The sequence below is a fragment of the Bifidobacterium sp. SKU genome (genome assembly GCF_026016405.1).
In the GTDB taxonomy this organism is placed as follows: domain Bacteria; phylum Actinomycetota; class Actinomycetes; order Actinomycetales; family Bifidobacteriaceae; genus Bifidobacterium; species Bifidobacterium bifidum.
Genome location: NZ_CP092890.1, coordinates 638,880 through 660,790, shown reverse-complemented (window position 1 = coordinate 660,790; position 21,911 = coordinate 638,880). Strand labels below are relative to the sequence as shown.

At 62.9% G+C, this 21,911-nt stretch carries 18 protein-coding genes, 1 tRNA gene and 3 pseudogenes; 7 read left to right on the top strand and 15 right to left on the bottom strand.

Going from position 1 to position 21,911, the window contains the following annotated elements; translation table 11 throughout:
* Positions 1 to 58 precede the first annotated feature (58 nt).
* Positions 59 to 364 carry a YhbY family RNA-binding protein gene (locus tag MMB49_RS02775; protein ID WP_003815248.1) on the top strand — a complete coding sequence of 102 codons (306 nt, stop codon included), beginning with the start codon at positions 59 to 61 and terminating at the stop codon, positions 362 to 364.
* 90 nt (positions 365 to 454) lie between these two features.
* On the opposite strand, the gene MMB49_RS02770 is transcribed toward MMB49_RS02775, so the two are convergent.
* From MMB49_RS02770 to dnaE, 3 genes and pseudogenes are all read right to left on the bottom strand, one after another.
* Positions 455 to 1,288: a hypothetical protein gene (locus MMB49_RS02770; protein WP_047271687.1), complete on the bottom strand. Its 834-nt coding sequence runs from the start codon at positions 1,286 to 1,288 to the stop codon at positions 455 to 457.
* A gap of 186 nt (positions 1,289 to 1,474) precedes the next feature.
* Positions 1,475 to 1,519, bottom strand: a pseudogene (locus MMB49_RS02765) (hypothetical protein); the annotation flags it as partial.
* Between the two features lie 130 nt (positions 1,520 to 1,649).
* Positions 1,650 to 5,219, bottom strand: a complete 3,570-nt coding sequence (gene dnaE, locus MMB49_RS02760) for a DNA polymerase III subunit alpha (protein ID WP_047272027.1) — start codon at positions 5,217 to 5,219, stop codon at positions 1,650 to 1,652.
* A 246-nt stretch (positions 5,220 to 5,465) separates the two neighbouring features.
* On the opposite strand from dnaE, the pseudogene MMB49_RS09625 reads away from it, so the two are divergent.
* The 3 genes and pseudogenes from MMB49_RS09625 to MMB49_RS02750 form a co-directional block, all read left to right on the top strand.
* Positions 5,466 to 5,873: pseudogene (locus tag MMB49_RS09625) on the top strand (hypothetical protein); the annotation flags it as partial.
* Complete coding sequence (locus tag MMB49_RS09620; protein ID WP_123772233.1) at positions 5,822 to 6,073, top strand: GH32 C-terminal domain-containing protein; 252 nt, start codon at positions 5,822 to 5,824, stop codon at positions 6,071 to 6,073. The pseudogene MMB49_RS09625 and the gene MMB49_RS09620, both read left to right, overlap by 52 nt.
* A gap of 120 nt (positions 6,074 to 6,193) precedes the next feature.
* Complete coding sequence (locus tag MMB49_RS02750) at positions 6,194 to 7,168, top strand: YwqG family protein (RefSeq protein ID WP_047271683.1); 975 nt, start codon at positions 6,194 to 6,196, stop codon at positions 7,166 to 7,168.
* Positions 7,169 to 7,305: 137 nt separating this feature from the next.
* Here MMB49_RS02750 and MMB49_RS02745 read toward each other — a convergent pair whose 3' ends face one another.
* From MMB49_RS02745 to MMB49_RS02720, 6 genes are all read right to left on the bottom strand, one after another.
* Positions 7,306 to 8,097 carry an isoprenyl transferase gene (locus MMB49_RS02745; protein WP_003812239.1) on the bottom strand — a complete coding sequence of 264 codons (792 nt, stop codon included), beginning with the start codon at positions 8,095 to 8,097 and terminating at the stop codon, positions 7,306 to 7,308.
* A gap of 4 nt (positions 8,098 to 8,101) precedes the next feature.
* Positions 8,102 to 8,884 carry a DNA repair protein RecO gene (gene recO / locus MMB49_RS02740; protein WP_047271681.1) on the bottom strand — a complete coding sequence of 261 codons (783 nt, stop codon included), beginning with the start codon at positions 8,882 to 8,884 and terminating at the stop codon, positions 8,102 to 8,104.
* A gap of 64 nt (positions 8,885 to 8,948) precedes the next feature.
* Positions 8,949 to 10,574 carry an alpha/beta hydrolase family protein gene (locus MMB49_RS02735; protein WP_047271679.1) on the bottom strand — a complete coding sequence of 542 codons (1,626 nt, stop codon included), beginning with the start codon at positions 10,572 to 10,574 and terminating at the stop codon, positions 8,949 to 8,951.
* Between the two features lie 267 nt (positions 10,575 to 10,841).
* On the bottom strand, positions 10,842 to 12,104 hold the full coding sequence (gene ispG / locus MMB49_RS02730) for a flavodoxin-dependent (E)-4-hydroxy-3-methylbut-2-enyl-diphosphate synthase (RefSeq protein ID WP_080959375.1): 1,263 nt from the start codon (positions 12,102 to 12,104) through the stop codon (positions 10,842 to 10,844).
* Positions 12,105 to 12,221: 117 nt separating this feature from the next.
* Entirely contained in the window at positions 12,222 to 13,412 is a 1,191-nt protein-coding gene (gene dxr, locus MMB49_RS02725) for a 1-deoxy-D-xylulose-5-phosphate reductoisomerase (protein WP_047271678.1), read from the bottom strand.
* Positions 13,413 to 13,469: 57 nt separating this feature from the next.
* Positions 13,470 to 15,044: a DivIVA domain-containing protein gene (locus MMB49_RS02720; RefSeq protein WP_047271676.1), complete on the bottom strand. Its 1,575-nt coding sequence runs from the start codon at positions 15,042 to 15,044 to the stop codon at positions 13,470 to 13,472.
* A gap of 235 nt (positions 15,045 to 15,279) precedes the next feature.
* On the opposite strand from MMB49_RS02720, the gene MMB49_RS02715 reads away from it, so the two are divergent.
* The 3 genes from MMB49_RS02715 to MMB49_RS02705 all read left to right on the top strand — a co-directional run bounded on the left by MMB49_RS02715 (position 15,280) and on the right by MMB49_RS02705 (position 16,150).
* Positions 15,280 to 15,353, top strand: a tRNA-Val gene (locus MMB49_RS02715).
* Between the two features lie 43 nt (positions 15,354 to 15,396).
* Positions 15,397 to 15,561 carry a hypothetical protein gene (locus MMB49_RS02710; RefSeq protein ID WP_003812227.1) on the top strand — a complete coding sequence of 55 codons (165 nt, stop codon included), beginning with the start codon at positions 15,397 to 15,399 and terminating at the stop codon, positions 15,559 to 15,561.
* A gap of 127 nt (positions 15,562 to 15,688) precedes the next feature.
* Positions 15,689 to 16,150, top strand: coding sequence for a GNAT family N-acetyltransferase (locus MMB49_RS02705; RefSeq protein WP_229940929.1), 462 nt, complete (start codon positions 15,689 to 15,691; stop codon positions 16,148 to 16,150).
* 98 nt (positions 16,151 to 16,248) lie between these two features.
* Here MMB49_RS02705 and MMB49_RS02700 read toward each other — a convergent pair whose 3' ends face one another.
* The 6 genes and pseudogenes from MMB49_RS02700 to ftsE form a co-directional block, all read right to left on the bottom strand.
* Positions 16,249 to 16,467 (bottom strand): helix-turn-helix transcriptional regulator, encoded by a 219-nt coding sequence (locus MMB49_RS02700; RefSeq protein WP_003812223.1) that lies wholly within the window; start codon positions 16,465 to 16,467, stop codon positions 16,249 to 16,251.
* Positions 16,468 to 16,575: 108 nt separating this feature from the next.
* Complete coding sequence (locus MMB49_RS02695) at positions 16,576 to 17,316, bottom strand: pseudouridine synthase (RefSeq protein ID WP_171842372.1); 741 nt, start codon at positions 17,314 to 17,316, stop codon at positions 16,576 to 16,578.
* Positions 17,317 to 17,359: 43 nt separating this feature from the next.
* Entirely contained in the window at positions 17,360 to 17,839 is a 480-nt protein-coding gene (smpB, locus tag MMB49_RS02690; protein WP_003812219.1) for an SsrA-binding protein SmpB, read from the bottom strand.
* Positions 17,840 to 17,938: 99 nt separating this feature from the next.
* Positions 17,939 to 19,399, bottom strand: a complete 1,461-nt coding sequence (locus MMB49_RS02685; RefSeq protein ID WP_013363207.1) for a CHAP domain-containing protein — start codon at positions 19,397 to 19,399, stop codon at positions 17,939 to 17,941.
* Positions 19,400 to 19,534: 135 nt separating this feature from the next.
* Positions 19,535 to 20,458 (bottom strand): permease-like cell division protein FtsX, encoded by a 924-nt coding sequence (gene ftsX, locus MMB49_RS02680; protein WP_003812215.1) that lies wholly within the window; start codon positions 20,456 to 20,458, stop codon positions 19,535 to 19,537.
* 434 nt (positions 20,459 to 20,892) lie between these two features.
* Positions 20,893 to 21,879 (bottom strand): annotated as a pseudogene (gene ftsE / locus MMB49_RS02675) (cell division ATP-binding protein FtsE); the annotation flags it as partial.
* Positions 21,880 to 21,911: the final 32 nt, after the last annotated feature.

Sequence of the window (21,911 nt, the reverse complement as noted above, 5' to 3'; positions counted from 1 at the left end):
ATCGTGCCGCTCCGCTATCCTCGTACACAGCACATCAGATTGACGGAGAGGACCAGACATGGCATTAAGCAAGAAGCAGGTCAAGCAGCTGCGCGCGATGGCGAATCAGCTGAACCCACTGCTCTACATCGGCAAGAACGACCTGACCGACGCCGCGGTGAAGCAGGCATCGGAGACGATGGACAGCCACGAGCTGCTCAAGGTCGCCGTGCAGGACGGCTCCGGTCTGACGGCGAAGGAGGCCGCCGACAAGCTCGCCGGCCAGATCGGTGCGCAGGTGGTGCAGGTCATCGGCAACCGGTTCGTGCTGTACCGCAAGAGCTCACGCAACGACATCGAGCACATCCGCCTCGTACGCGAGTGACGGCGGCCGAATTCCTCGTGCGCGAATATGGTTGTGGCCCCGACACCGGTATCGTGTCGGGGCCACAACCATATTTTCAGCGCGTGCAGGTCACTTCTTCAATGACAGTGTCATAGTCATATCGGGATCATCGAGGGAAACGTCGAATGTCGCGTCACCGGTCTTGCTCCATGTGCCATGGAGCGTCGACTCGCCATGACCGGTGGCCTGTACCGACATCGTCAATGTGCCATCATCCTTGAAGTTGGCTGAGATGCCCATGCCCAGTCCCATGACCGAGCAGGAGACCGACCAGGTGCCGTTCGGCTCGCCCTTGGACGCGCCATCGGGGATGGTGACGGTCGGGCTGAGCGCGTTGAGAACGGCCTTGCCCTGTTCCTCGCCCAGACCGCCGATGTACCCGATGAGGCCGGTGACCTCGGACATCAGGTAATCGCCGCTCGCACCGCTGAACTTCAGATCCTTCAGCGTGTATGAATGGCTGCCACTGCCACTTGTGACCTTGTCTATCGTGGCGCTGACCGCCGGCTTTCCGTCGTCATTGCCCGACAAGTCAAGCGACATCTTCTTCCCGTCGACGCTCAGAGTGCCGGTGTTGCCGCCGGCGCTGAGTGAATACGTTCCGTTGACGACCGTCTGGGACAGGTGCAGGAACACGCCGCCGACGACCAGCGCGGCCACGATGATGATGGCGAGCACGATGATGAGCGGCTTCTTGGATTTCTTCTGCGCGACCGGTGCCACGGGAGCCATGGGGACTCCGGGGACGCCCGGCTGCTGGTATTGGCCGTACTGCTGGGAATCGACCGGCTGCTGCGGATACGTTTGAGCCCGATACGGCTGCTGGTATCCGGCCATTTGCGGCTGCTGCTGGTAAGCGGTGCCGGGCGCCGCGGGAACGGCGGGCGCGGGAACGGGAGACATCCCGGTCGTCTGTACCGGTTGCGGCGGCTGCGCCGGATACTGCGCTGATTGAGGAACCTGTGCCGATTGAGGAACCTGCGAAGCCGAAGTCTGCGGCTGCATCGTGTACGCAGGCATCGCCGGTGCCGCAGCGGCCGGCTGTGCCGTCGCCGCCGTCAATTGTGCACCGCACGCCCTGCAGAACAAGCTTCCATCGGCGTTGTCTGCGCCGCAATGTGAACACACTATCATCGTTCTTCCCTTCTAGGTCCAGGCCCATAATTGACGGCAGCCAGCGGCCCCGTTTCGCCCTCATTCTACCTGCATACGCCCATCGTCAGCGGATTCCGTAGCGCATATGGTCACATTCCGGCTGATGGTCTCAGGCCGTCGGCAGGCAGCTCGGGCCGAACAGGCTCTTGATCTCGGCGAACAGGCTGGTGTCACGTTTGACGCGGAACCTATCGCCGAAGGTCATCACCTGTGCGTTGCCCTTGGCGTCGAGCACGGCAAGCCGCACTTCGCAGAATCCCGGATGCCGCGTGATGATCTGCGCAAGCTGCTGCATGTTGCCGCGCCCCAGGGCCACCAGCGGCAAGGTGATCAGGAACGGACGCTCGTCATCGGTCTCCAGCGCGACCGGCTGCATTTCCGTGGCGCGCATGCTGACGGTCTCGTCCCGAACCTCGACCTGGCCGCGCACCTGCACGACCGCATCCTGTATGAGCTCCGTGCTCGCCGCCTCGTACACTTTGCCGAAGAACATGCACTGGATGGAGCTTTCCATGTCCTCGATGGTGACGATCGCCCACGGGTTGCCCTTCTTCGAGACTCGTCGATCGACGTTGGTAATCAGTCCCGCCAGCGTGACCTGCTGCCCGCTGGGCATGGTGGGCGCACGGTCAATCAGATGGGCGATGGACATCTCCCGCATCCCGGCGAGCACTGCTTGCATGCCGCTCAGCGGATGGTCCGACACGTAGAGGCCAAGCATATCGCGCTCGAACTTGAGCTTGTCCTTCTTGTCCCATTCCTCGATGTCCGGCACGGCGACCGTCGCATCCCCCATCGCGTCGGCGCCCGAATCCTCCGTGTCGGAGAACAGGTCGAACTGTCCTTCCGCCTGCTTGCGCTTGAGGCCGACCACCGAGTCGATCGCCGACTCGTGCACGGTGAACAGCGCCCGGCGGTTCGGGTCGATCGAATCGAATGCGCCCGCCTTGATCAGCGATTCGACCAGTCGCCTGTTCAGCGCGGTCAACGGCACGCGGCGGATGAAGTCCATGAAGTTCACGTATTTGCCACGGCCCGTCTCGCGTTCCGCGATGATGTCCTTGACCGCATTCTCGCCGACGTTGCGGATAGCCCCGAGCCCGAATCGGACGACGTCGCCGACTGCGGAGTACTCGTAGACCGACTCGTTGACATCCGGGGAGAGCACTTGGATGCCCATTCTCCGAGCCTCGCCCAGATACAGGGCGGTCTTGTTCTTGTTGGTCGCCGCGCCCTGCAGCAGCGCGGCCATGAACTCGACCGGGTAGTGCGTCTTGAGGTATGCGGTCCAGTAGGAGATCAGGCCGTACGCGGCGGAGTGCGCCTTGTTGAACGCATAGCCGGAGAACGGGACCAGGATCTCCCAGATCGCCTCTGCGGCCTCCTCGGAATAGCCATGCTCCTTCATGCCGGCGAAAAACGGCACCTTCTCCTTGGCCAGCACCTCGGGCTTCTTCTTGCCCATGGCTCGCCTGAGCACGTCTGCCTTGCCCAGCGAATAGCCGGCCAGGATACGCGCGGCTGACTGCACCTGCTCCTGATAGATGATCAGGCCGTACGTCTCATCGAGCACCTGCTTGAGGGGCTCGTCGAGCTCGGGGTGGATAGGCGTAATCTTCTGCAGGCCGTTCTTGCGCTTGGCGTAGTTGGTGTGCGAGTCCATCGACATCGGGCCCGGTCGGTACAGGGCAATAAGTGCGGAGATGTCGTTGAAGTTATCGGGCTTGAGCGTCTTGAGCAGCGAGCGCATGCCGTCGGAATCGAGCTGGAACACGCCGAGCGTGTCTCCGCGCGACAGCAGCTGGTACGTCTCCCGGTCATCGAGAGGGATCTTCGTGTAGTCGATGACGCCCTTGCCGTTGTGCTCGATGTTGGTGAGCGTGTCGCGGATGACCGTCAAGTTGGACAGGCCGAGGAAGTCCATCTTGACCAGGCCGAGCGTTTCGCACGTATGGTACTCGAACGTGGTGGTGACGGTGCCGTCGGTGCGCTCCAGCAACGGCGAGGTGTCGGTGATCGGCGCGGAACCCATGATCGTGGCGCACGCGTGGACTCCGGTCTGGCGAATCAGCCCCTCAATGCCCTTCGCCTCCTCGGTGATGCGCTTGACTTCGGGATCGGAGTCGTACAGCTCGCGGTATTCGCGCGCCTCGGCGTAGCGCTTGGCGCTCGGGTCGAAGATGTCGTGCACGCTGATGTCCTTGCCTCCGGTGGCGGCCGGCGGCAGCGCCTCGGTGATACGAGTGCCCGTCTCAAAGGGGAATCCCATGATGCGCGCGGAGTCCTTGAGCGCCTGCTTGGTCTTGATGGTGCCGTAGATCACGCATTGGGCGACCTTGTCATGACCGTACTTGTCGGCCACATAGCCCAGCACGCGCATGCGGCCTTCGGGATCGAAGTCGACGTCGATATCGGGCAGGGACACACGCTCGGGGTTCAGGAACCTCTCGAAGATCAGGCCGTGCTTGAGCGGATCGAGCTCGGTGATGCCCATCGCATAGGCGACCATGGCCCCTGCGGCGGAGCCTCGCCCCGGGCCCACCATCACGCCGTGCTCCTTCGCCCAGTTGATGTAGTCGGCGACGACGAGGAAGTAGCCGCAGAACTGCATCTGGCAGATGACGCCGCATTCGTAGTCGGCCTGCTTGAGCACCTCCATCGGCGGGTTGCCGTCGTAGCGCTTCTCCAGGCCCTCCTCGACCTTCTTGAGGAACAGCGAGGTCTCGTCCCAACCTTCGGGGCAGTCGAACTGCGGCATGAACGCGCCATCCTCATGGTCGTCGAAGATCACGTTGCAGCGTTCCGCGATCTCCAGCGTGTTGTCGCAGGCGTCGGGATGGTCCTTGAACAGCTCGCGCATCTCCTCGGCGGATTTGATGTAGTATCCCGATCCTTCGAACTTGAAGCGGTTGGGGTCGTCCAGCGTGGCGCCGGAGTTGATGCACAGCATGGCGTCCTGGGCGTCCTTGTCCGCCTCCATGACGTAGTGCGAGTCGTTGGTGGCGAGCAGGGGCGCGCCGAGCTTCTTGGCGATGGTCAGCAGATCGCCGGTAACCTTGCTTTCGATGGACAGGCCGTGGTCCATCAGCTCGATGTAGAAATTGTCCTTGCCGAAGATGTCCTGGAACTCGCCTGCGGCACGCAGCGCCTCGTCGAACTGGCCTAGGCGCAGACGGGTCTGGATGATGCCGGAGGGGCAGCCGGACGAGGCGATCACGCCTTTGGAGTAGGTGGACAGCACCTCCTTGTCCATACGCGGATATCGCATGACACGGCCTTCGAGGTTGGCGACGGACGACGCCTTGATGAGGTTGACCAGCCCTTCGTCGTTCTCCGCCCACATGGTCAGGTGGGTGATCAGGCCGCCGCCCGAGACATCGTCGGGGTTGCGGGCATGGCCGGGAACCGGGGTCCAGTTGGTGTCCCATGACACGCGCGTCTTGTCCTGCCGCGCGGTTTCAGGGGTCACATACGCCTCGATGCCGATGATCGGCTTGACGCCGGAATCGACCGCTGCACGCCACAGCTCGTAGGCGCCGTGCATGTTGCCATGGTCGGTGATGCCGACCGCCGGCATGCCCAGCTCCTTGACGCGCTTGACCAGATCGGGCACCTTGGATGCCCCATCCAGCAGCGAGTAGTGCGTGTGGTTATGCAGTTGCACGAAGTTTCCAGCCATGCGTTCCACCTTACCTCATGCCGCACTCACCGGTAGATATGTTCCGTTAATCCTCGCCGGAAACCCTCTTCCGCAGCACGACACACAACGTCAATCGTTTGACTTAATCGATTGACGTTATATTATTCCAGCACAAAACACGATTCCCCACAACGGCACGGCAGCCGCGCAGAGAACCCTCAGCACCCAACAAGACCTACCCGCACGGGCGCGCTGATCGGCTCCATCGTGCTGTCGGCCGGCTTCATGGCCGCCTGCGGCCTCGGCATGCTGCTCATCTACCTGTTCCGGGTCCCGTCCGAACAGAAGGACGAGCTCCGCAAGGAGGCCGACCCGAACGGCCTGTGCTACTACAAGGGCCGCTGGCACGTGTTCTACCAGCTGCACCCCTACGGCACCCAGTGGGGCCTGTGCCATTGGGGTCATGTCTCCAGCGAGGACATGGTCACCTAGCGCCGCGAGCCCATCGCCTTCGCCCCGTCCCTCGAACAGGAGAAGGACGGCGAGTTCAAGCCGGAAACCGAGTTCCGCCCGTGGGACTGCGGCCACAATTTCTACGCGCCGCAGTCGTTCAACACGAACGGGCGGCAGATCATGTACGGGTGGATGAGCCCCTTCGTCGAGCCGATCCCCATGCAGGACGACGACTGTTGCGCCTGCGCGTGTTCGTGGACCGCGGCAGTGTCGAGGTCTACGTCAACGGCGGCAAGCAGGTCATGAGCTCGTACAGCTACGCGCCCAAGGGTCCCCGCGCGATCGGGCTCGTCGCCGAATCCGGCTCGCTGACCGTCACCTCGCTGACGCTGCATCATCTCAAGTCAATCGGCCTGGACTGGCTGAGGCCAATCCGCTGACGCAATCGGGAAGACACGCCGCAAGACGGTACCAAGCCTTCACCAATCGCGTCAGCGAAATCGCCTTTCAGCTGCTAGGCTTTCCTGTGCAAGGATGATGATCTGAAAACGGGGAATCACATGGGATTGCTGGACAAATTATTCGGTCGTGACACACCGTCCCAGGAAATCGTAGGGAAAGTGGACAAAGAGGGGCCCCGCAACCCCATCGACCAGCTTGGCGTCACCGGCAGATCCCAGCGAAACGCCGCCTACGAGGACACCGCGCACATCCCCAGGATCACCGACTACGTTGCCGAGAAACTTTCGCAACTGCTGCGATATTCCACCGAAATGCCGGTGCTGCGTCTGACCGAGGACGACTCCCCCGCACAGATCACCGACAGCAAGCTCGGCGGCGCGTTCTACGTGCCGGAAGGCATGAAGGCGCCACGCAATCTCGACACCGGAGACCCGCTGTATCTGCTGGCCCAGCTGAACTTCAGCCAACTGCCGCAGCTGCGCGGATTCCCCGCCCAAGGACTGCTGCAGTTCTTCATCGACGGCGAGGACACCCTGTACGGAGCGGACTACGACAACCCGCAGTCGCAACGCTCGTGGCGCGTGCGCTACCTCCCCAACGTGCCGGTCACCGCACTGCATGCCAACCGTGTCGTCAAACCCGCCTGGCATGACGACACGGTGCTGCCGTTCAACGACCCCGACACCGAGCGACGGCTAGTCGCACAGGTCGGCAAGCAGACGATCACGCCTACTGACTACCGGTTCGAGGGACGGCTGCAAAGCTGCGTCAGCACGCTCAACGAGTACGACCACGGCTTCTTCCGCGAACATGAGGCGGAGATTCGCGACTCGCTCGCCGCACTGCTGATGTCGGGCGGGCACCAGGTCGGCGGATACCCGATCTTCACGCAAAGCGACCCGCATGATGACAGGGATCCGCTGTGGAACAAGGCGACCGACCTGCTGCTGCAGATCGATTCGACCAACGATGTGTCGTTCGGCGACTCCGGCGTGGCGAACTTCTTCATCTCCCCCAGCGATCTGGAACGGCTTGACTTCTCACGCGTCCTCTACACCTGGGACTGCTACTGAGCAGCTTTCCTCTTCTCGCCCCCCCCCACTGGCGGGGGCTGTTGAGCGGAGCGAAACTGGGGGTGGTCTTGACGCCCGAGGAGCGCTCTCCCGGTCGCCTCACAACAGACCCGCCAACACAGGGCGAAACGGGAATCCTACTTCTTCACACCGCCGAATCTGCGATCGCGGTGGATGTAGTGGTCGATGGAGCGCCAGAGGACATCGCGGCCGCAGTCGGGGAACAGTTCAGGCACGAAATCAAGCTCGGCGTAGGCGGCCTCCCACGGCAGGAAGTTCGACGTGCGCTGCTCGCCGGAGGTGCGGATCACCAGATCGCAATCGGGAATGTCGGGGTTGTACAGGTGGTCGGCGATCATCTTCTCGGTGACGCGGTCGCCCTTGATGCGTCCCGCCGCCACCTCGCGCGCGATCTCGGCGCAGGCGTCGGCGATCTCGGCGCGGCCACCGTAGTTGATGCAGAACACCACATCGATGACCTTGTTGTGCTTGGTGCGCTCCATGGCCACCTCAAGCTCGTCGATCACCGACTTCCACAGCTTCGGGCGGCGACCGGACCAGCGCACTCGCACGCCCCAATCGTCCATCTGCGCGACACGACGGTGGATGATCTCGCGCGAGAACCCCATCAGGAAGCGCACCTCCTGCGGTGAGCGCTTCCAGTTCTCGGTCGAGAACGTGTACAGGCTCAGATACCGCACGCCGGCCTCGATCGCACCGGCGATCGTGTCGAACACCACGGGCTCGGCCGCCTGATGGCCGTCCGTGCGCACCAGCCCGCGCTGCTGCGCCCAGCGGCCGTTGCCGTCCATGATCACGCCCACATGACGGGGCACCTTGTTCTTCGGGAAATCCGGGATACGCGCAGGATCGGAAAATGGCGCCGCCGGAATGTCCAGCGACGTGTAATCGACGTTTTCAAAAGCCATACCGCTAATCTAGCAAGCGCAAGGAACGAATGGGGCGTTCCAGATAATACTCGCCCCAGTCTTCAACAAATCGCAACACCCGCGCATCCGGCGGAGCCCCGTCAAGCACTCCCCAATCCCCGTCGACCGCCGCCGAGAGCTGCACCACCTCGTCCGGGTCGATGCGTTTCGCATCGGGCGTGCGGTCGGTCGAACACATCAGCCCGCCGGCGGACGGGGAGAAGAACATCGGGCCCGACATGTGGCCCTCCCCGGCACCCCCGTCATCGCCGCTCTCCCCGGCGACCGGCGAGACGGCGACATGCCGTCCGCACACCACGCATGAATGCAGCCGCGGAGTCCACCCGGCCAAAGCCAACGCACGCAGCACATAGGATTCCCCGATCGCCGTCGCCGGATGCGCGTGACGCGCCAGCGCGTTCAGCCCGCCGACCAGCAGACGGTACTGCGCGACGGCCCGCTCCCCTTCGGCGGACACCAGCTTGTCGGCGGTCTCCACCATGACATTGGCGATGCCGTACGCCCCGTAATCGGCGCAGATCGGAGCCGCATACGCCGAAATGGACTCGACCTGCGACACCACGTCCAGGGTCCGTCCAGTGGCGATGAGCACGTCAACTCGCATGAACGGCTCCAGCCGCCCGCCGAACCGTGATTTCACACGGCGCACGCCCTTCGCCACGGCTCGGACCTTGCCATGGCTGCGGGTCAGCAAGGTGACGATGCGGTCGGCTTCACCGAGTTTGGCCGTACGCAACACGACGCCTTCGTCACGATACAGCGGCATAAGCGCTTCCTCCCGTTCCTCGCGTATCCATTGGTTCCGCCACCGTTCGCTGCGGCGAGCGCCGTCAGTAGACGAACAATCCCCAGAACGCGAACATCAGCAGAACCGACAGCATGGTGACGGCCGTCACCCAGAACAGCACGCGTCCAAGTCTGGTCGAGGCGAACACTGGATCACGGCCGGTCATCACATCCCCGATCGCGCCCTTGCGCGGAGGGAACCGGATGACACCGCGCAGCGACGCCACTTCGATCAGACGGGCCAACACGCGGGACCACGCCCACACCACCACTGTGCACACCACCTGGATGACCGGCCAGCTCCAATACATGAGTCCGGGCTTCTCTGGAGGGGCACCGCCCCAGGCAATCTTCACCACACCCATGATGACCTGTCCGAGACCGGCGCCGAACAGGGCCAGCGTGGCCACGGTAGCGACCGTCAGAGTGAGCAGCTGGTTGCCGAAACCATGCGAGAACCCCAGCGCCGGACCGGTGCGACGGATCATCGCGCGTATCTTCACCACCAGCGCGACCACGGCGATGACCAGCGAAAGCACCATCATGAACACCATGAACACGTGCAGCAGCAGCCCGTACACCGTCAGTCCGCGATTCGCCTTCAGGTCTTTCGGCACTGCTATCGACTGATACAGGTTCACGCCTCCCACGCGCTCGCTCGTCTGGTGCAGGCCCTTCGCCGTGCCGACCGCCCAATCCACCACGTCATCGGCGTACTGGTCCGCGAACGGCGTCCCGGTTTCGGATTCGTCGCCCAATCGGAGCACATGATTGGCCACGGGATAGCCGCGGATGCTCACGTCATGGTTGCCCGTGCGCAGGGCCATGTCCACGATCGCCTCCACGCCCTCCACCTGGGCGGTCATCACGTCCTTCGATCCATACGCTACCAGCGTCGGAATCGAATACGCGCTCGGCTTGAGCGTATGGACGTCGGGAAGCGTGACGCCGAACAGCGCGGAATCGATGTTGAACACGCGCCGGACTATCGACTGGTATCCGTCATGGGCTCCGACCAGCGCGAAATCCTGTGCGGCGAGGAACCCTATCGCCTGTCGCGGCGTGAACACCATCGGGCTGAGCAGCACCTGGAACGCGATGTCCTTGTCCATGTCCAGCAGATATGACGACACCCATGTCGATTCCGAGGTCGCGTAGATGCCGACCTCCCTGTCATCCACGTTGTCGAGGCCGCGCAACATGCGGATCACTTCGTCATAGACGGCCGCCGAGCCCGTATAATCGCGCGTTATGTCGTTCGTGGACCATACCGGCTTGTCGAGCACGGCGGTGACGAATCCCGCGGACGACAGGTCATAGGCCATGTCGCCGAACGAATCGACGGCGGAACCGTAGCCCGCGCCGTGCATGAACACCATGCCGGGCAGCTTCCCGGAGACGCCGACAGGCTCGCGGATGATGACATGCGTGCGTTGGATCTCGCCCGTTGATGGTCTCTTCGCGTCGAACCATACGGACCGCTCGCTCACCTCGTACTCGCCGCGCTTGGCAAGGTGAACGCCGCCCGGGTTGTCGAACGTCACGCCGGTATCGGCGGACAGTGTCGACAAAGTCTGCCCTGTGGGCTCATTGTTCCACGGCATGGTCGTCGCATTGGAGACGAACACCAGCAGGCCGATGAGGATGATGAAAATCGGCACGGTGCACATCAGACGGTGCCATCGCGTCCAGGCGGCCGGCGACACCTTGTCGCCCGGTTGCCGCCGCGATGCGGCCGATTCGTCGGATACGCGCGACTTCCCGTCTGCGGGACGTTCGCCGCGGCGGATACGAAACCTGTTACGCTGCCGATTCAACACGCAACCATACTAGCCAATCCGCCGGTCTTCTGCGCTGTGAGCTGACGGCATCCGGCCGCGCTCAGGCCGTCCGGCCGGATGCCGGCGGCGACGGCGGCCGGACGCCGATGAAAATCCTCAGCGAACGGCGTTCATCGCGTTCGGATGCTGGATGGGGATGACGACAGGGCCGGTGGCGCCTACCGGCACCTGTCCGTCGGCCTCCATCTGGGCGGCGATGTCGTTGGCCCGCGCGAGCAGCGTCTCGACGATCTGGTCTTCCGGCACGGTCTCGATGACCTTGCCCTTGATGAAGATCTGTCCTTTGCCGTTGCCCGAAGCCACGCCGAGATCGGCCTCGCGGGCTTCTCCCGGCCCGTTGACGATGCATCCCATCACGGCGACGCGAATGGGCGCGGTGACGTTCTTGAGTCCCTCGGTGACCGCGTTCGCCAGCTGGATGACATCGACCTGGGCGCGACCGCAGCTCGGGCATGAGATGATGTCGAACTTGCGCTTGCGCAGTCCCATGTACTCCAGCAGCTTGCAGCCGACCTTGACCTCCTCGACGGGCGGTGCGGACAGGGACACGCGGATCGTGTCGCCGATGCCTTCGGCCAGCAGCGCGCCGAACGCGAGGCATGACTTGATGGTGCCCTGCCATGCCGGCCCCGCCTCGGTGACTCCCAGATGCAGCGGCCAATCGCCCTTGGATGCGAGCAGCCGGTAGGTCTGCACCATCGTAATCACGTCGTGGTGTTTGACGGATATCTTGAAATCGCGGAAGCCGACGTCCTCGAACATGTGGGCTTCCTTGAGCGCGGAGGCGACGAGCGCCTCGGGCGTGGGACCGCCGTACTTGGCGTACAGCTCCTTGTCGAGCGATCCAGCGTTGACTCCGATGCGCAGGCTGACGCCCGCGTCGGTGGCGGCCTTGCAGATGTCGGGGCCGACCTGATCGAATTTGCGGATGTTGCCGGGGTTCACGCGCACGGCCGCGCAGCCGGCGTCGATGGCCTGGAACACGTACTTCGACTGGAAGTGGATGTCGGCGATGATTGGAATCGGCGATTTGGCGACGATCTGCGGCAAGGCGTCGGCGTCATCCTGGCTGGGCACCGCTACGCGCACGATGTCGCAGCCTGCGGCGGTGAGCTCGGCGATCTGCTGCAGCGTGGCCGGCACGTTCGCGGTGAGCGTGTTGGTCATCGACTGCACGGAGATGGGGGCGCCGCCGCCGACCGGCACCGGCCCGACCATGATGCGACGCGATCTGCGGCGCGGATGCAACGGGCTCTCGCTGATATCCGGCTCTCCGGTCTTGCGGAACGATCCTGTCACGGCCGACGCCGTTCCTGTGGTCGCGGACGTCTGTGCACTGGTTTGCGGCAACGCGCTCATGCTGATGATTGGTCTTTCCTGTTCGATTATGCGCGACACCACATCCATGCCGGGGCATGACTGATTGATCGCATGGCTGTGCCATGCCATCAATCCGGGCGCGGTCGCGCGAATGATTCACTTCTGACTGTTTATCAAATCATCGGCTCGCCGGCGCGCCTCACGCTCGACTTGACCCATTTCCTCCACGGATGCGAACAGCGGGTTGCCGCGAAGCTCCCCGTCCATCGCGTCGACGACCTCCTTGACCGTGTCGACGATGCCCAGATAGGGCAGTCGATGGTCGAGGAAGGCATGCACGGCCTGCTCGTTCGCTGCGTTGAGCACCGCGGTATGCTTCTCCGACGCGCGTAGGCACTCGCGCGCCAACGCGACGGCGGGGAACGCCTCGTCGTCCAGCGGCTCGAACGTCCACTCGCTAGCATGCGTCCAGTCGCACGCCGCCGCGACGTCACCCAGACGATCAGGCGCCGACAGGCCCAAGGCGATCGGCAGCCGCATGTCAGGCGGGGACGCCTGGCAGACGGTCGCTCCGTCCACGAACTCCACCATCGAGTGCACGATGGATTGCGGGTGCACGGTCACGACGATGCGATCCGGCGCCACGTCGAACAGACGGCTCGCCTCGATGACCTCCAGTCCCTTGTTCATCAGGGTGGACGAGTTGATGGTCACCACGGGTCCCATATGCCACGTGGGGTGGTTGAGTGCCTGTTCAGGGGTGATGTCGCTCATGTCGGCGCGCTTCCAGCCGCGGAAGGGACCGCCCGAGGCCGTGACGACCAGTCTGCTGACCTCGGCGTGGGTGCCGGACCGCAGCGACTGCCAGATGGCGGAATGCTCCGAGTCGACGGGATTGATCTGGTCATCGCGCACTTGCGCGCCGAAAAGCAGGTGACCGCCTGCGACGACCGATTCCTTGTTGGCGAGCGCCAGCTGAGAGCCAGCCCTCAGCGCCGCAATGGATGGTTCGAGTCCGACCGAGCCCGTGATGCCGTTCAACACCAGGTCGGCACCGGAACCGGCGATGGCGTTGACCGCCTGCGGCCCGGCCTGAATCTGCGTGTACCGAGCTCCGACCTCCTCAAGTGCCTCATGCAGCGCCGGAACGGCGGCCTCGTCATATACGGCCACCTGCGGCACATGATGACGTGCGACCTGCTGTGCCAGAAGCCGCACATGCGCGCCTCCGGCGGCCAGACCGGTGACGGTGAACCGCTCCGGATGCCGACTGATGACATCCAGACCTTGCGTGCCGATCGAACCGGTCGATCCGAGAATGACAACCGTATTCCTATGCTGGCTCATTGCAATGCTTCTTTATGTCTTCTGTGGTGTATCTGTCTTCCCGCGCCGACGAAATGGTCAGTCGTTGTCCTTGCCGAAACCGCTCAGTCCGCTATAGAACTCGCCCGTGTTGAGCGTGGGGAACGACAGGTCGGGGATGTCGAAATCGAGCTTGCTTTCCGGGCTGAGGTACATGCTGGAGAACAGGTCATCCGACGATGACTTGTGAGAGTCATCGGATTGCGTCTGCGCGGCATCGTCTACGGCATGAACGGGAACGTTCGCCGACGGCGACGAGGACGGCGCGAACGACGGCAGGGCCTCGACACTGGCATCGGTATGGGCGTCGGAGGCCACGGGCTGATCGAAGACCGGCATGGGGGCCGGCGCGGAGGGAGCAACGGCGGGTGCGGCTGCAACTGGCTCCGCGGAAACCTTCACGGACTTGGCAACGCGTTCGGGAGCCTGGGGCTCGGCGACTGCGGCCGGCTGATCGGATACCGCGGCGTGCGAAGGGGCGAATGATGCCGGTGCCGCCGGGATGGCCGGAGACGGAATCTCCGGCGCCGGGGCAGGAGCCGTGGCATGATCCGCGCTCACGTTGCTCGAGCTCACGCTTCTGCCGGTGCGCCGGGACAGCGCCGCCAACGACGACTGCGGCTCCGGGGCGGAGGCTCCGGCCGAGAACGTGGATGGAAGCGCTGAGGCGGGCGCGGATACGACCGTGCCGGACATGCCGGCGGGAGCGAACGAGGGAGGAACGGACTGCGCATCGGCCGCGACGCTCGGCTCGTCGGCCGTCTGCGATGAGAACAGCGCCTCCTCTGCCTCATGGAGGGCATGGAACGATTCGTTCGCGGGTGCGAAGGACTGAGGCTCCGCTCCCTGCCGCGCCGGCGACGGCGCATGTGCATAGGCGTTGTCCGCGCCGAACAACGGCGTCACACCCGCGTCGGAGGCGCTCCTTGCACCGGACGAACGCCGGCTGCCGCCGGATTCGTGACCGCCACCGACATAATCGGAGACGCGCGCGAACGATTCGAGACGGCTGAGCAACTGCACGCACGAGTTGAGGTAATAATCGACCTGACGCTCGTCATAGCCGTTCTTGCCCTTGCGCTGCGTGAACACCACGTTGGAGACGGCACCGGAATTCAGATCGGCGAGCTTGCGCACGTCCTGTTCGCTCACGCCGTCCACGCCAAGGCCTGCGGCGGCCTTGTCCACGATCTGGTCGATCAGTCGGTCGACCTGCTTGCGGTCGTACGACGGCCGGCGATCATGTCCGCGCGCGAACCGCTCCCCCGTTCCGCGGTCGGCGTGCTCACATACCTGACGGTACAGCTCTTCGGTCTGGGCCTTCCACGCCACACGACCGTGCTCGGTAATCTCCCGCGTCGTCTGCTTGTCGACCACGGCCTGCTCCAGCCGAGACAGCGCCGCATCAACCTGGGTGATGTCATACCCGCCCTTGCTCAGATCGAAGGACACGTTCTGGATGTCCTGCTGCGTGAGATGGGCATCCTCGCTCTCGTAGAGCGCATGTGCACGATCCAGGAAAGCGTCCACCTGATCGGGATCGTATCCCCATTTGCGCTTCCCAACGCGAGCGATCCCCGATGCGCCTTTATCTGCCCCGTCTTGATGCGCCATTGGTGTATCGACCTCCTACGGATAGTACTTCTCTTGCACACTTTACGTGAGTGTTGAGACGCAGCTTCACATTTGGCCCAGCAAAACGGCATCCTCACACGTCTTTCGCACGATTACGGCATATATCATGCGCCGGCAAGCACAGCATCGCCACGGTTCGACCGACGGCGGAATTCCACCCAACGACACTCGGCCGGCGTCCCGATACAGACTATACGATACAGTGTGAGTCTGCGGGCAATTAGCTCAGTTGGTTAGAGCGCCACCTTTACACGGTGGATGTCAGGGGTTCGAGTCCCTTATTGCCCACACATTACGAAACGGCGGAACACCGCCAATATCAGGCACCGGTGTGAAACTGATTCCGGCATACGCGCCGCCTGAGGACGGCAAGCCGCGCAACGCAGTGGACGAGAAATGGATGAAGCTGACCAACAGCGCTCGCCACTATCTGTCACGCAGGGCAAACACCCGGGAAGACACCGTCGATGAATCTGAATCTCGTCATCGAGCGTGAATGCTCCAGAGACCATCAGACAGCCCTCAGACAGTTCCTGTGCTGCAAGCCAGGAGACCCCGAATGGGCGATGGATCCACAGAGATATATACGCGGTCTCTGCGTGCGCAAGACCCCGACCGGAGTTATGCGCACGCTTCTTGTCGTATCCGGGGACATTCCCCTGCATGATGAAGTGGTCGGCTTCTGCGAATACGGTGTCGGCGTGGAAACCACCAAGGAGCACGAAGGCATCTACCAGATTTCGTACATCGCCACCGCGCTGAAGGTACGGGGGCAACATCTCGGAGACACGCTGCTCACCTCGGTGATTATGAGACTTCGTGATGATGCGTGGCGTTCCAATCGCACGCCGCTCGTGCTGACTCAAGTGGATCCACGCAACAAGCCAAGCATGGATTTGTTCTCTCGCTTCGGATTCGTGGATGAGGGGCCAGACCCCAACGACCTGGAATACCATCTGCTGTCCCTGGAATTCACCGGCACCAATTACGTAATTGGCGATCAGCAGGACTTTCCTGCTGCTTTTCATCGCAATATACCTATCGCGTTCGTCCGTGACCTTTTCGGCTTGGCTGTCAATACTTGATTGAGTAAAGGCGAAGAAGAAAATCAATCACACTCCAGGCAAGCGGAACAATTCCCAGAATCAGAACCACGATCGCCGTAACGAGACTCCTCACATTGTTAATTCGCTTCCTGATCCTTATCCTCCAATTCCCTGTTTTCTTTGAGACAACACAATTCTTCGACAGTCACGCCGAACACTTCCGCAATTCGGTAGGCCAACATTAGCGATGGACTATATTGTTCCTTTTCGATGGAAATAATCGTTCTGTTTGAAACATGGACCAAGTCGGCCAATTGCTGTTGCGTCAGCTTTGATTGTTTTCGCAGTTCTCTCACTCTTGTCTTCAATCAATTCCTTCCATAACATGAAGCTTACTTCTCATGAAGTTAACTTCATATTACCGCCAAGACGCGAATACGTCAACAGAAAAAGTGAAGTAAACTTCACCAACCCAGAGGTATGCGGGAGATGAATTCGCGCGGCTCCCCGCTGACGGGGTCGGTGAAGCGCAATGACCGCGCGACCAGTTCCAGCGGCGTGGAGAAGTCGTCATAGGCGCGTTCGACGATACGCGGATAGAAATCATCGCCATGGATCGGCAACCCTATCGAGTTCATGTGCACGCGCAGCTGATGGGTCTTGCCGGTGAGCGGGTGCAGCTCGTAGGCGCGCAGACCGTTCCTCCCGTGGCATAAGCGCCCGCCCATCGAGGGATATCCTTCCGCCGCGAGATCGATCACCGTCTCGGCATTGACGGCCTGCGGCTCCTCGAACGCCTGCAGCACGCCACGCAGCTTGGTGATGTGCGAACGTCGGCGCAGCGGGAACACGGCAGGAGGGTCCAGCCGCTCGACGGTGCCGTATCGCGGCCGTGTCGTCGGCCGGCACGGAGCCAGGCATTCGTAGGTCTTGCTGATCTTCCGGCCCTGGAACATCATCTGGTATGCGCCCCGCAGCGCTGGATCCCTCACGAACACGACGATGCCGGCGGTGAGCCGGTCCAGCCGATGCGCGGGCGTGATGTCCGGCTCGTCGAACATCTCGCGAAGCCGAATCAGCGCGGTCTGCCGATACCACATGCCGCGCGGGGTCGTCGCGAGGAAATGCGGCTTGTCGATGACGATGATGCCGGCATCCTCATACACCACGTCGATATCGAACGGGATATGGGGCTCCTCACTCACCCACCGGTGCGGCCTGTCCACAGCGCTTTCCGTCCGTCGGCTCTCACCGGGAGCGCATGTTCTTGTAGCGCATGGCACGCAGCGCCTCGCGCTTGTCCTGCTCCTCACGCAGCGCCTGGCGCTTGTCGAACTCGCGCTTGCCTCGTGCGAGGGCGATCTCGGCCTTCGCCCGACCATCCTTGAAATACAGGCTGAGCGGCACGATGGTGTACCCCTTGGCCTCGATCTGACGGGACAGTTTGACGATCTGCTGCGCATGCAGCAACAGCTTGCGCTTGCGCTTGGGCGCATGGTTGTTCCACGTGCCGTTGAGATATTCGGGGATATTGGCACCTTCCAGCCACATTTCACCCCGACGGTCAATGGAGACGAACGCCTCGGCGAGCGACGCCCGCCCCTCGCGCAGCGACTTGACCTCGGTCCCGGTCAGCACCAGTCCCGCCTCGTACTTGTCCTCGATCAGGTAATCATGCCGGGCCTTGCGGTTCTGTGCGATGAGCACAGTGCCCTGTTCCTTTGCCATGGTCTTCCTCTTCAATCACTCACATCAACACAGACATCATGAGACCAGACCCGCTTGCACGGGCCGTGACCGGACGAATCGGAAAACACCACCCGGAACTCAGTAATGCACGTATTGGAAATTACCAGCATTGTAAATCGTGCGCCATTGCGCCACGCCCTGAAGGCTGGCGCCGCACTCGGAGATCAGCACGGATCCGTCGCTGTTCACACGCTCGACGACCGCCACATGGCCGTAACGGCTGTTGGCGCCGAGCTGGCCTGCACGGAACACCATCGCGGCGCCGACGTGCGGCGTGCGGTTGACCAGATAGCCGAGGCTGCGGCCGGTGTTCGCCCAATCCTGCCCATTGCCCATGTATGAGCCGGTGGGCAGATGGTAGTAGTACACGCGGCGACGGTACGCATACCACGTGCACTGGCTCCACGGGTAGGCGCTGCCGCCCACCGTGTTGCCGGTCCTGTGCCCGTAGCACACCGGCATGCCCTCATAGCAGTTGCCGGGCACCGTGTAGTTCATGCCGTTGGCCTGTCCCGATCCGCCGGGCTGGGATCCGCCCGAACCGGAACCATTGCCGGAACCGGAGCCGGGCTTGCCGGAACCGGAACCGGGCTTGCTGGAGCCGGCACCGGAACCGGAGCCGCTGCCCGACCCGCTGCCGGCGCCGGGCTTGATCTGCTGCTGTCCGCCGGTGCCGGCATTCGCCGAACCGGTGTTGTTCTGCACGCTCCACGAATCGATCTCGGCCTTCATCGACACCAGTTCGGCGGCCTCCTGCGCTTCCTTGGTGCTCAGGCTCTTCTTCTGCGCTTCCAGCTGGGCGCGTTCCTCGTCGCTCTTCTTGCGCAAGGCCTCCAGCTCGCTCTGCTTGGACGCCGCATCCTCAGCGGCCTGCTGCGCGCTGGCCGCCTGGCTGTCCGCCTGGCCCTTGAGCTGGGTGATCTCGTCCTCGATGGCCGTGAGACGTTCCTTGCGGTTCATCGACGTGCTGAGGCTGGTGGCCGCGGCGTCGGCGGCATTCGCCTCACTGCGTGTGACAGCGGCATCCGACTGCATCTTGTTGACGAAGTCCTCGGTCGTGGTGGCATTGGTCACCACGTCCATCAGGGTGGAGGCGTCCGAGCCGTGGAAGCTTTCGCGCGCGAGCTGAGCGACCGCATCCTTGGCGTCATCGTAATCCTCACCGGTCTGCTTGATCTTCTCCTCAAGCGAGGTCCGGTCGTTCTTCGCCGCCTCAAGCCGCGCCGTAGTCGCCTCTGCGAGGCTCTTCGCCTGTTCGGCCTTCTGCTGGGCCTCCTGTACGGCCTTCTGCGCGGCGGGAATCTGGTTCTCGGTCAGGTCATTCAACGAGATGATGAGATCGGCAAGTTTGGAATCGACGCCGGTCAGCTGCTTCTTGAGGCTGTTGTGGTTCGATACCTTCTGCTGGTATTCATACTCCGTAACCGCAGCGGCCTGCTCGGGCGGGGCGACCACGGCCACTGATCCCGCCCCCAGGGCCATTGCGGCGGCAAGCGCCAAAGCGGTGAACGTACCCCCACGTTTCGCCATCTTCACCATTGTTGTCGCCCTTCCATTAATGCCGTATTTGAATGTATTGTAACGAATTAAACTGGATAAATGCGCCGCGTGTCATCCGGCAGCGAAATGATTCATCTCATACTTCGCGCATCCCGGACGTCACGCGGCGGCAAGTCACACCTTGAGATAGCGTCGCAGCGATACCGCGGACGCAACCGCCGACAGCAGCATGGCCCCCACCACCAGCACGGGGGCGGTCAGCCACACCGTCGTCTGCGTGATGAACGGCATCCACTGCACGCTGGTCGCCAACCAATCGGTGACGAACACCTTGACGATGCCGCTCAGCGCGCCGACCGCCAGCAGCGATCCCAGCAGGGACGCCACCACGCCCTCCAGGATGAACGGCAATCGAATCGTCCAGTTCGAAGCACCCACCAGACGCATGATCTCTGTCTCGTTCTTCCGGGAGGCGGCGCTCATGCGAATCGTCGTCGCGGTCAGCATGATGGCGACGACCACCATGACACCGGCCAGCACGACGGTGACCACGGTGGCCCGGTTCAACACCGAGAACACCGGGTCGAAGATCTGCCGCTGGTCGACAACCGCCTCCACGCCCGTGCGCCCGGTCAGCACCTCCGACACCACCTGGTATTTGGTCGGGTCCTTGAGCTTGAGACGCAGCGAATCCTGCATATCGGAGGCGGTGAGGGTACGTCCCTCGTACACGCCGTTCGGGTACTGCTTGAGGAACGTGTTCTTGAAGAACTCCTCGCGGCTCATGTACGTGATCTTTGACACGTCACTGCCGAGCTCATTGTTGATCACGTCCTCAAGATCCACGATCTCCTGCTGGGTCGGCGCCTTGCCGGTCGAGCAGGACGCCGACTGGCTGGTGCCGTCCGGGCACAGCCACACCACGACCTCGACCTTGTCGTACCAGTCGCCCTTCGCCTTGGTGATCTGCGCCTGTATCAGCACGGACGCGCCGATGAACACGAAGGAGATGAACGTGACGAGCATGACCGAGATGATCATGGACACGTTGCGCCGCAGGCTGGTCCAGGTTTCAGACAGGATAAAACGCATTCTCATCGATTGTCCTCCTCGTTGCGAGCACCGTCGGCATCATCAGCGCTACCGGCCTTTCCGGCATGCCTGTCGCGATGCCCCGGTTGGGCCGGCGGCGCCGGCGGCAGCTTGTGCGCGCGCCTCGGCTTCGTCTCGCCCCCCTCATCGGACGGGGAGCCCGGCTCTGCCGCCGAACCGGCCTGTTCGCTTTGGGATGTGGATTCATCCTGAGGATGCTCCGTCTCCGGCTGACCATGCGGTGCGGCATCATCCGCCGAATGCGGCGGTTCCGGCGGCTCGTGCCGTTCCGGCTGGGCGGCGTCCTCCGGCTGCGCGGACCGGGCATCACCCCGAGCCGTCGCCCGGTCGCTCGACTGAGCCGCGGCATCGGAGTGTTCATCCCCGCCCTGCTCGGCGCGGGCCTTCTGCTCCTCCTGCGCGGCAATCTGCTCAAGCGACAGGCCCTTGCCCCAGGTCAGCGTGTCCTCCACCGACTGGAACGCCTCACCGTAGCGGCCGGTACGCCCCGAATGCACGGAGCTCGCCAACCGGGCGATGCCTTCGTTCCGGATATTGCCGCTGACCGCCTTGGCGACCACTTCGATACCCTCGACTGCACCCTCCTCGCCACGGGCCTCGATAGTGGTGACCTGTGCGTCGAACGAGCCGGAATCAGGGCGGAAACGCGAATCATCCGACTGCCCGCTGATCGCCTCATGCGCCTTGGACGCGACATCGCTGTCGGGGAAGAACTCGGCGGAATCATACGAGCCCTGGGCCTCGTCGCGCACGATCTTGCCGGTATGCAGCTCGATGACGCGCTTGCGCATCGAGTTGACGATCTCCTCGTTGTGCGTGGCCATCACGATCGTCGTGCCGGTGCGGTTGATGGCGTCCAGCACCTCCATGATGCCCAGCGACGTTGTCGGATCGAGGTTTCCGGTGGGCTCATCGGCCAGCAGGATTTGCGGATGGTTCACATACGCGCGGGCGATGGCCACACGCTGCTGCTCACCGCCGGACAGCTCATGCGGGTAGTTGTTCTCCTTACCGGTCAATCCCACGGTCTGCAGCACCTGCGGCACCAGCGACTTGATGGCGGACCGGCGCGTGCCGATCACCTCAAGCGCGAACGCCACATTCTGCCACACGGTCTTGTTCGCCAGCAGCTTGTAATCCTGGAACACGAATCCGATGGAACGACGATACTGCGGCACCTGACGGTTCGTCAGACGGCGAAGATCATTGCCGGCCACTCGAATCTCGCCGTCCGTGGCCTCCTCCTCGCGCAGCAGCAGGCTCAGCAGCGTCGTCTTGCCAGAACCGGAAGCACCGACCAGAAACACGAAATCGCCACGTTCGATGTCGAGGTTGACATCATCCAACGCCGGCCTCGTACCCTTGGGATACACCTTGCTCACATGATCCAATGCGATGAGTGCCATATCGTCTCCTCACTCGCCCCCGGAGCCGGGAG

Excerpts from the sequence above, each read along its gene's own strand:
- MMB49_RS02705 (WP_229940929.1), top strand. The coding sequence starts at position 15,689 with ATGCGCACGCTTCTTGTCGTATCCGGGGACATTCCCCTGCATGATGAA.
- MMB49_RS02685 (WP_013363207.1), bottom strand. The coding sequence starts at position 19,399 with ATGGTGAAGATGGCGAAACGTGGGGGTACGTTCACCGCTTTGGCGCTT.
- smpB (WP_003812219.1), bottom strand. The coding sequence starts at position 17,839 with ATGGCAAAGGAACAGGGCACTGTGCTCATCGCACAGAACCGCAAGGCC.
- ftsX (WP_003812215.1), bottom strand. The coding sequence starts at position 20,458 with ATGAGAATGCGTTTTATCCTGTCTGAAACCTGGACCAGCCTGCGGCGC.
- ispG (WP_080959375.1), bottom strand. The coding sequence starts at position 12,104 with ATGAGCGCGTTGCCGCAAACCAGTGCACAGACGTCCGCGACCACAGGA.
- dnaE (WP_047272027.1), bottom strand. The coding sequence starts at position 5,219 with ATGGCTGGAAACTTCGTGCAACTGCATAACCACACGCACTACTCGCTG.
- recO (WP_047271681.1), bottom strand. The coding sequence starts at position 8,884 with ATGCCGCTGTATCGTGACGAAGGCGTCGTGTTGCGTACGGCCAAACTC.
- MMB49_RS02775 (WP_003815248.1), top strand. The coding sequence starts at position 59 with ATGGCATTAAGCAAGAAGCAGGTCAAGCAGCTGCGCGCGATGGCGAAT.
- MMB49_RS02735 (WP_047271679.1), bottom strand. The coding sequence starts at position 10,574 with ATGTGCACCGTGCCGATTTTCATCATCCTCATCGGCCTGCTGGTGTTC.
- MMB49_RS02745 (WP_003812239.1), bottom strand. The coding sequence starts at position 8,097 with ATGGCTTTTGAAAACGTCGATTACACGTCGCTGGACATTCCGGCGGCG.
- MMB49_RS02750 (WP_047271683.1), top strand. The coding sequence starts at position 6,194 with ATGGGATTGCTGGACAAATTATTCGGTCGTGACACACCGTCCCAGGAA.
- MMB49_RS02720 (WP_047271676.1), bottom strand. The coding sequence starts at position 15,044 with ATGGCGCATCAAGACGGGGCAGATAAAGGCGCATCGGGGATCGCTCGC.
- MMB49_RS02770 (WP_047271687.1), bottom strand. The coding sequence starts at position 1,288 with ATGTCTCCCGTTCCCGCGCCCGCCGTTCCCGCGGCGCCCGGCACCGCT.
- dxr (WP_047271678.1), bottom strand. The coding sequence starts at position 13,412 with ATGAGCCAGCATAGGAATACGGTTGTCATTCTCGGATCGACCGGTTCG.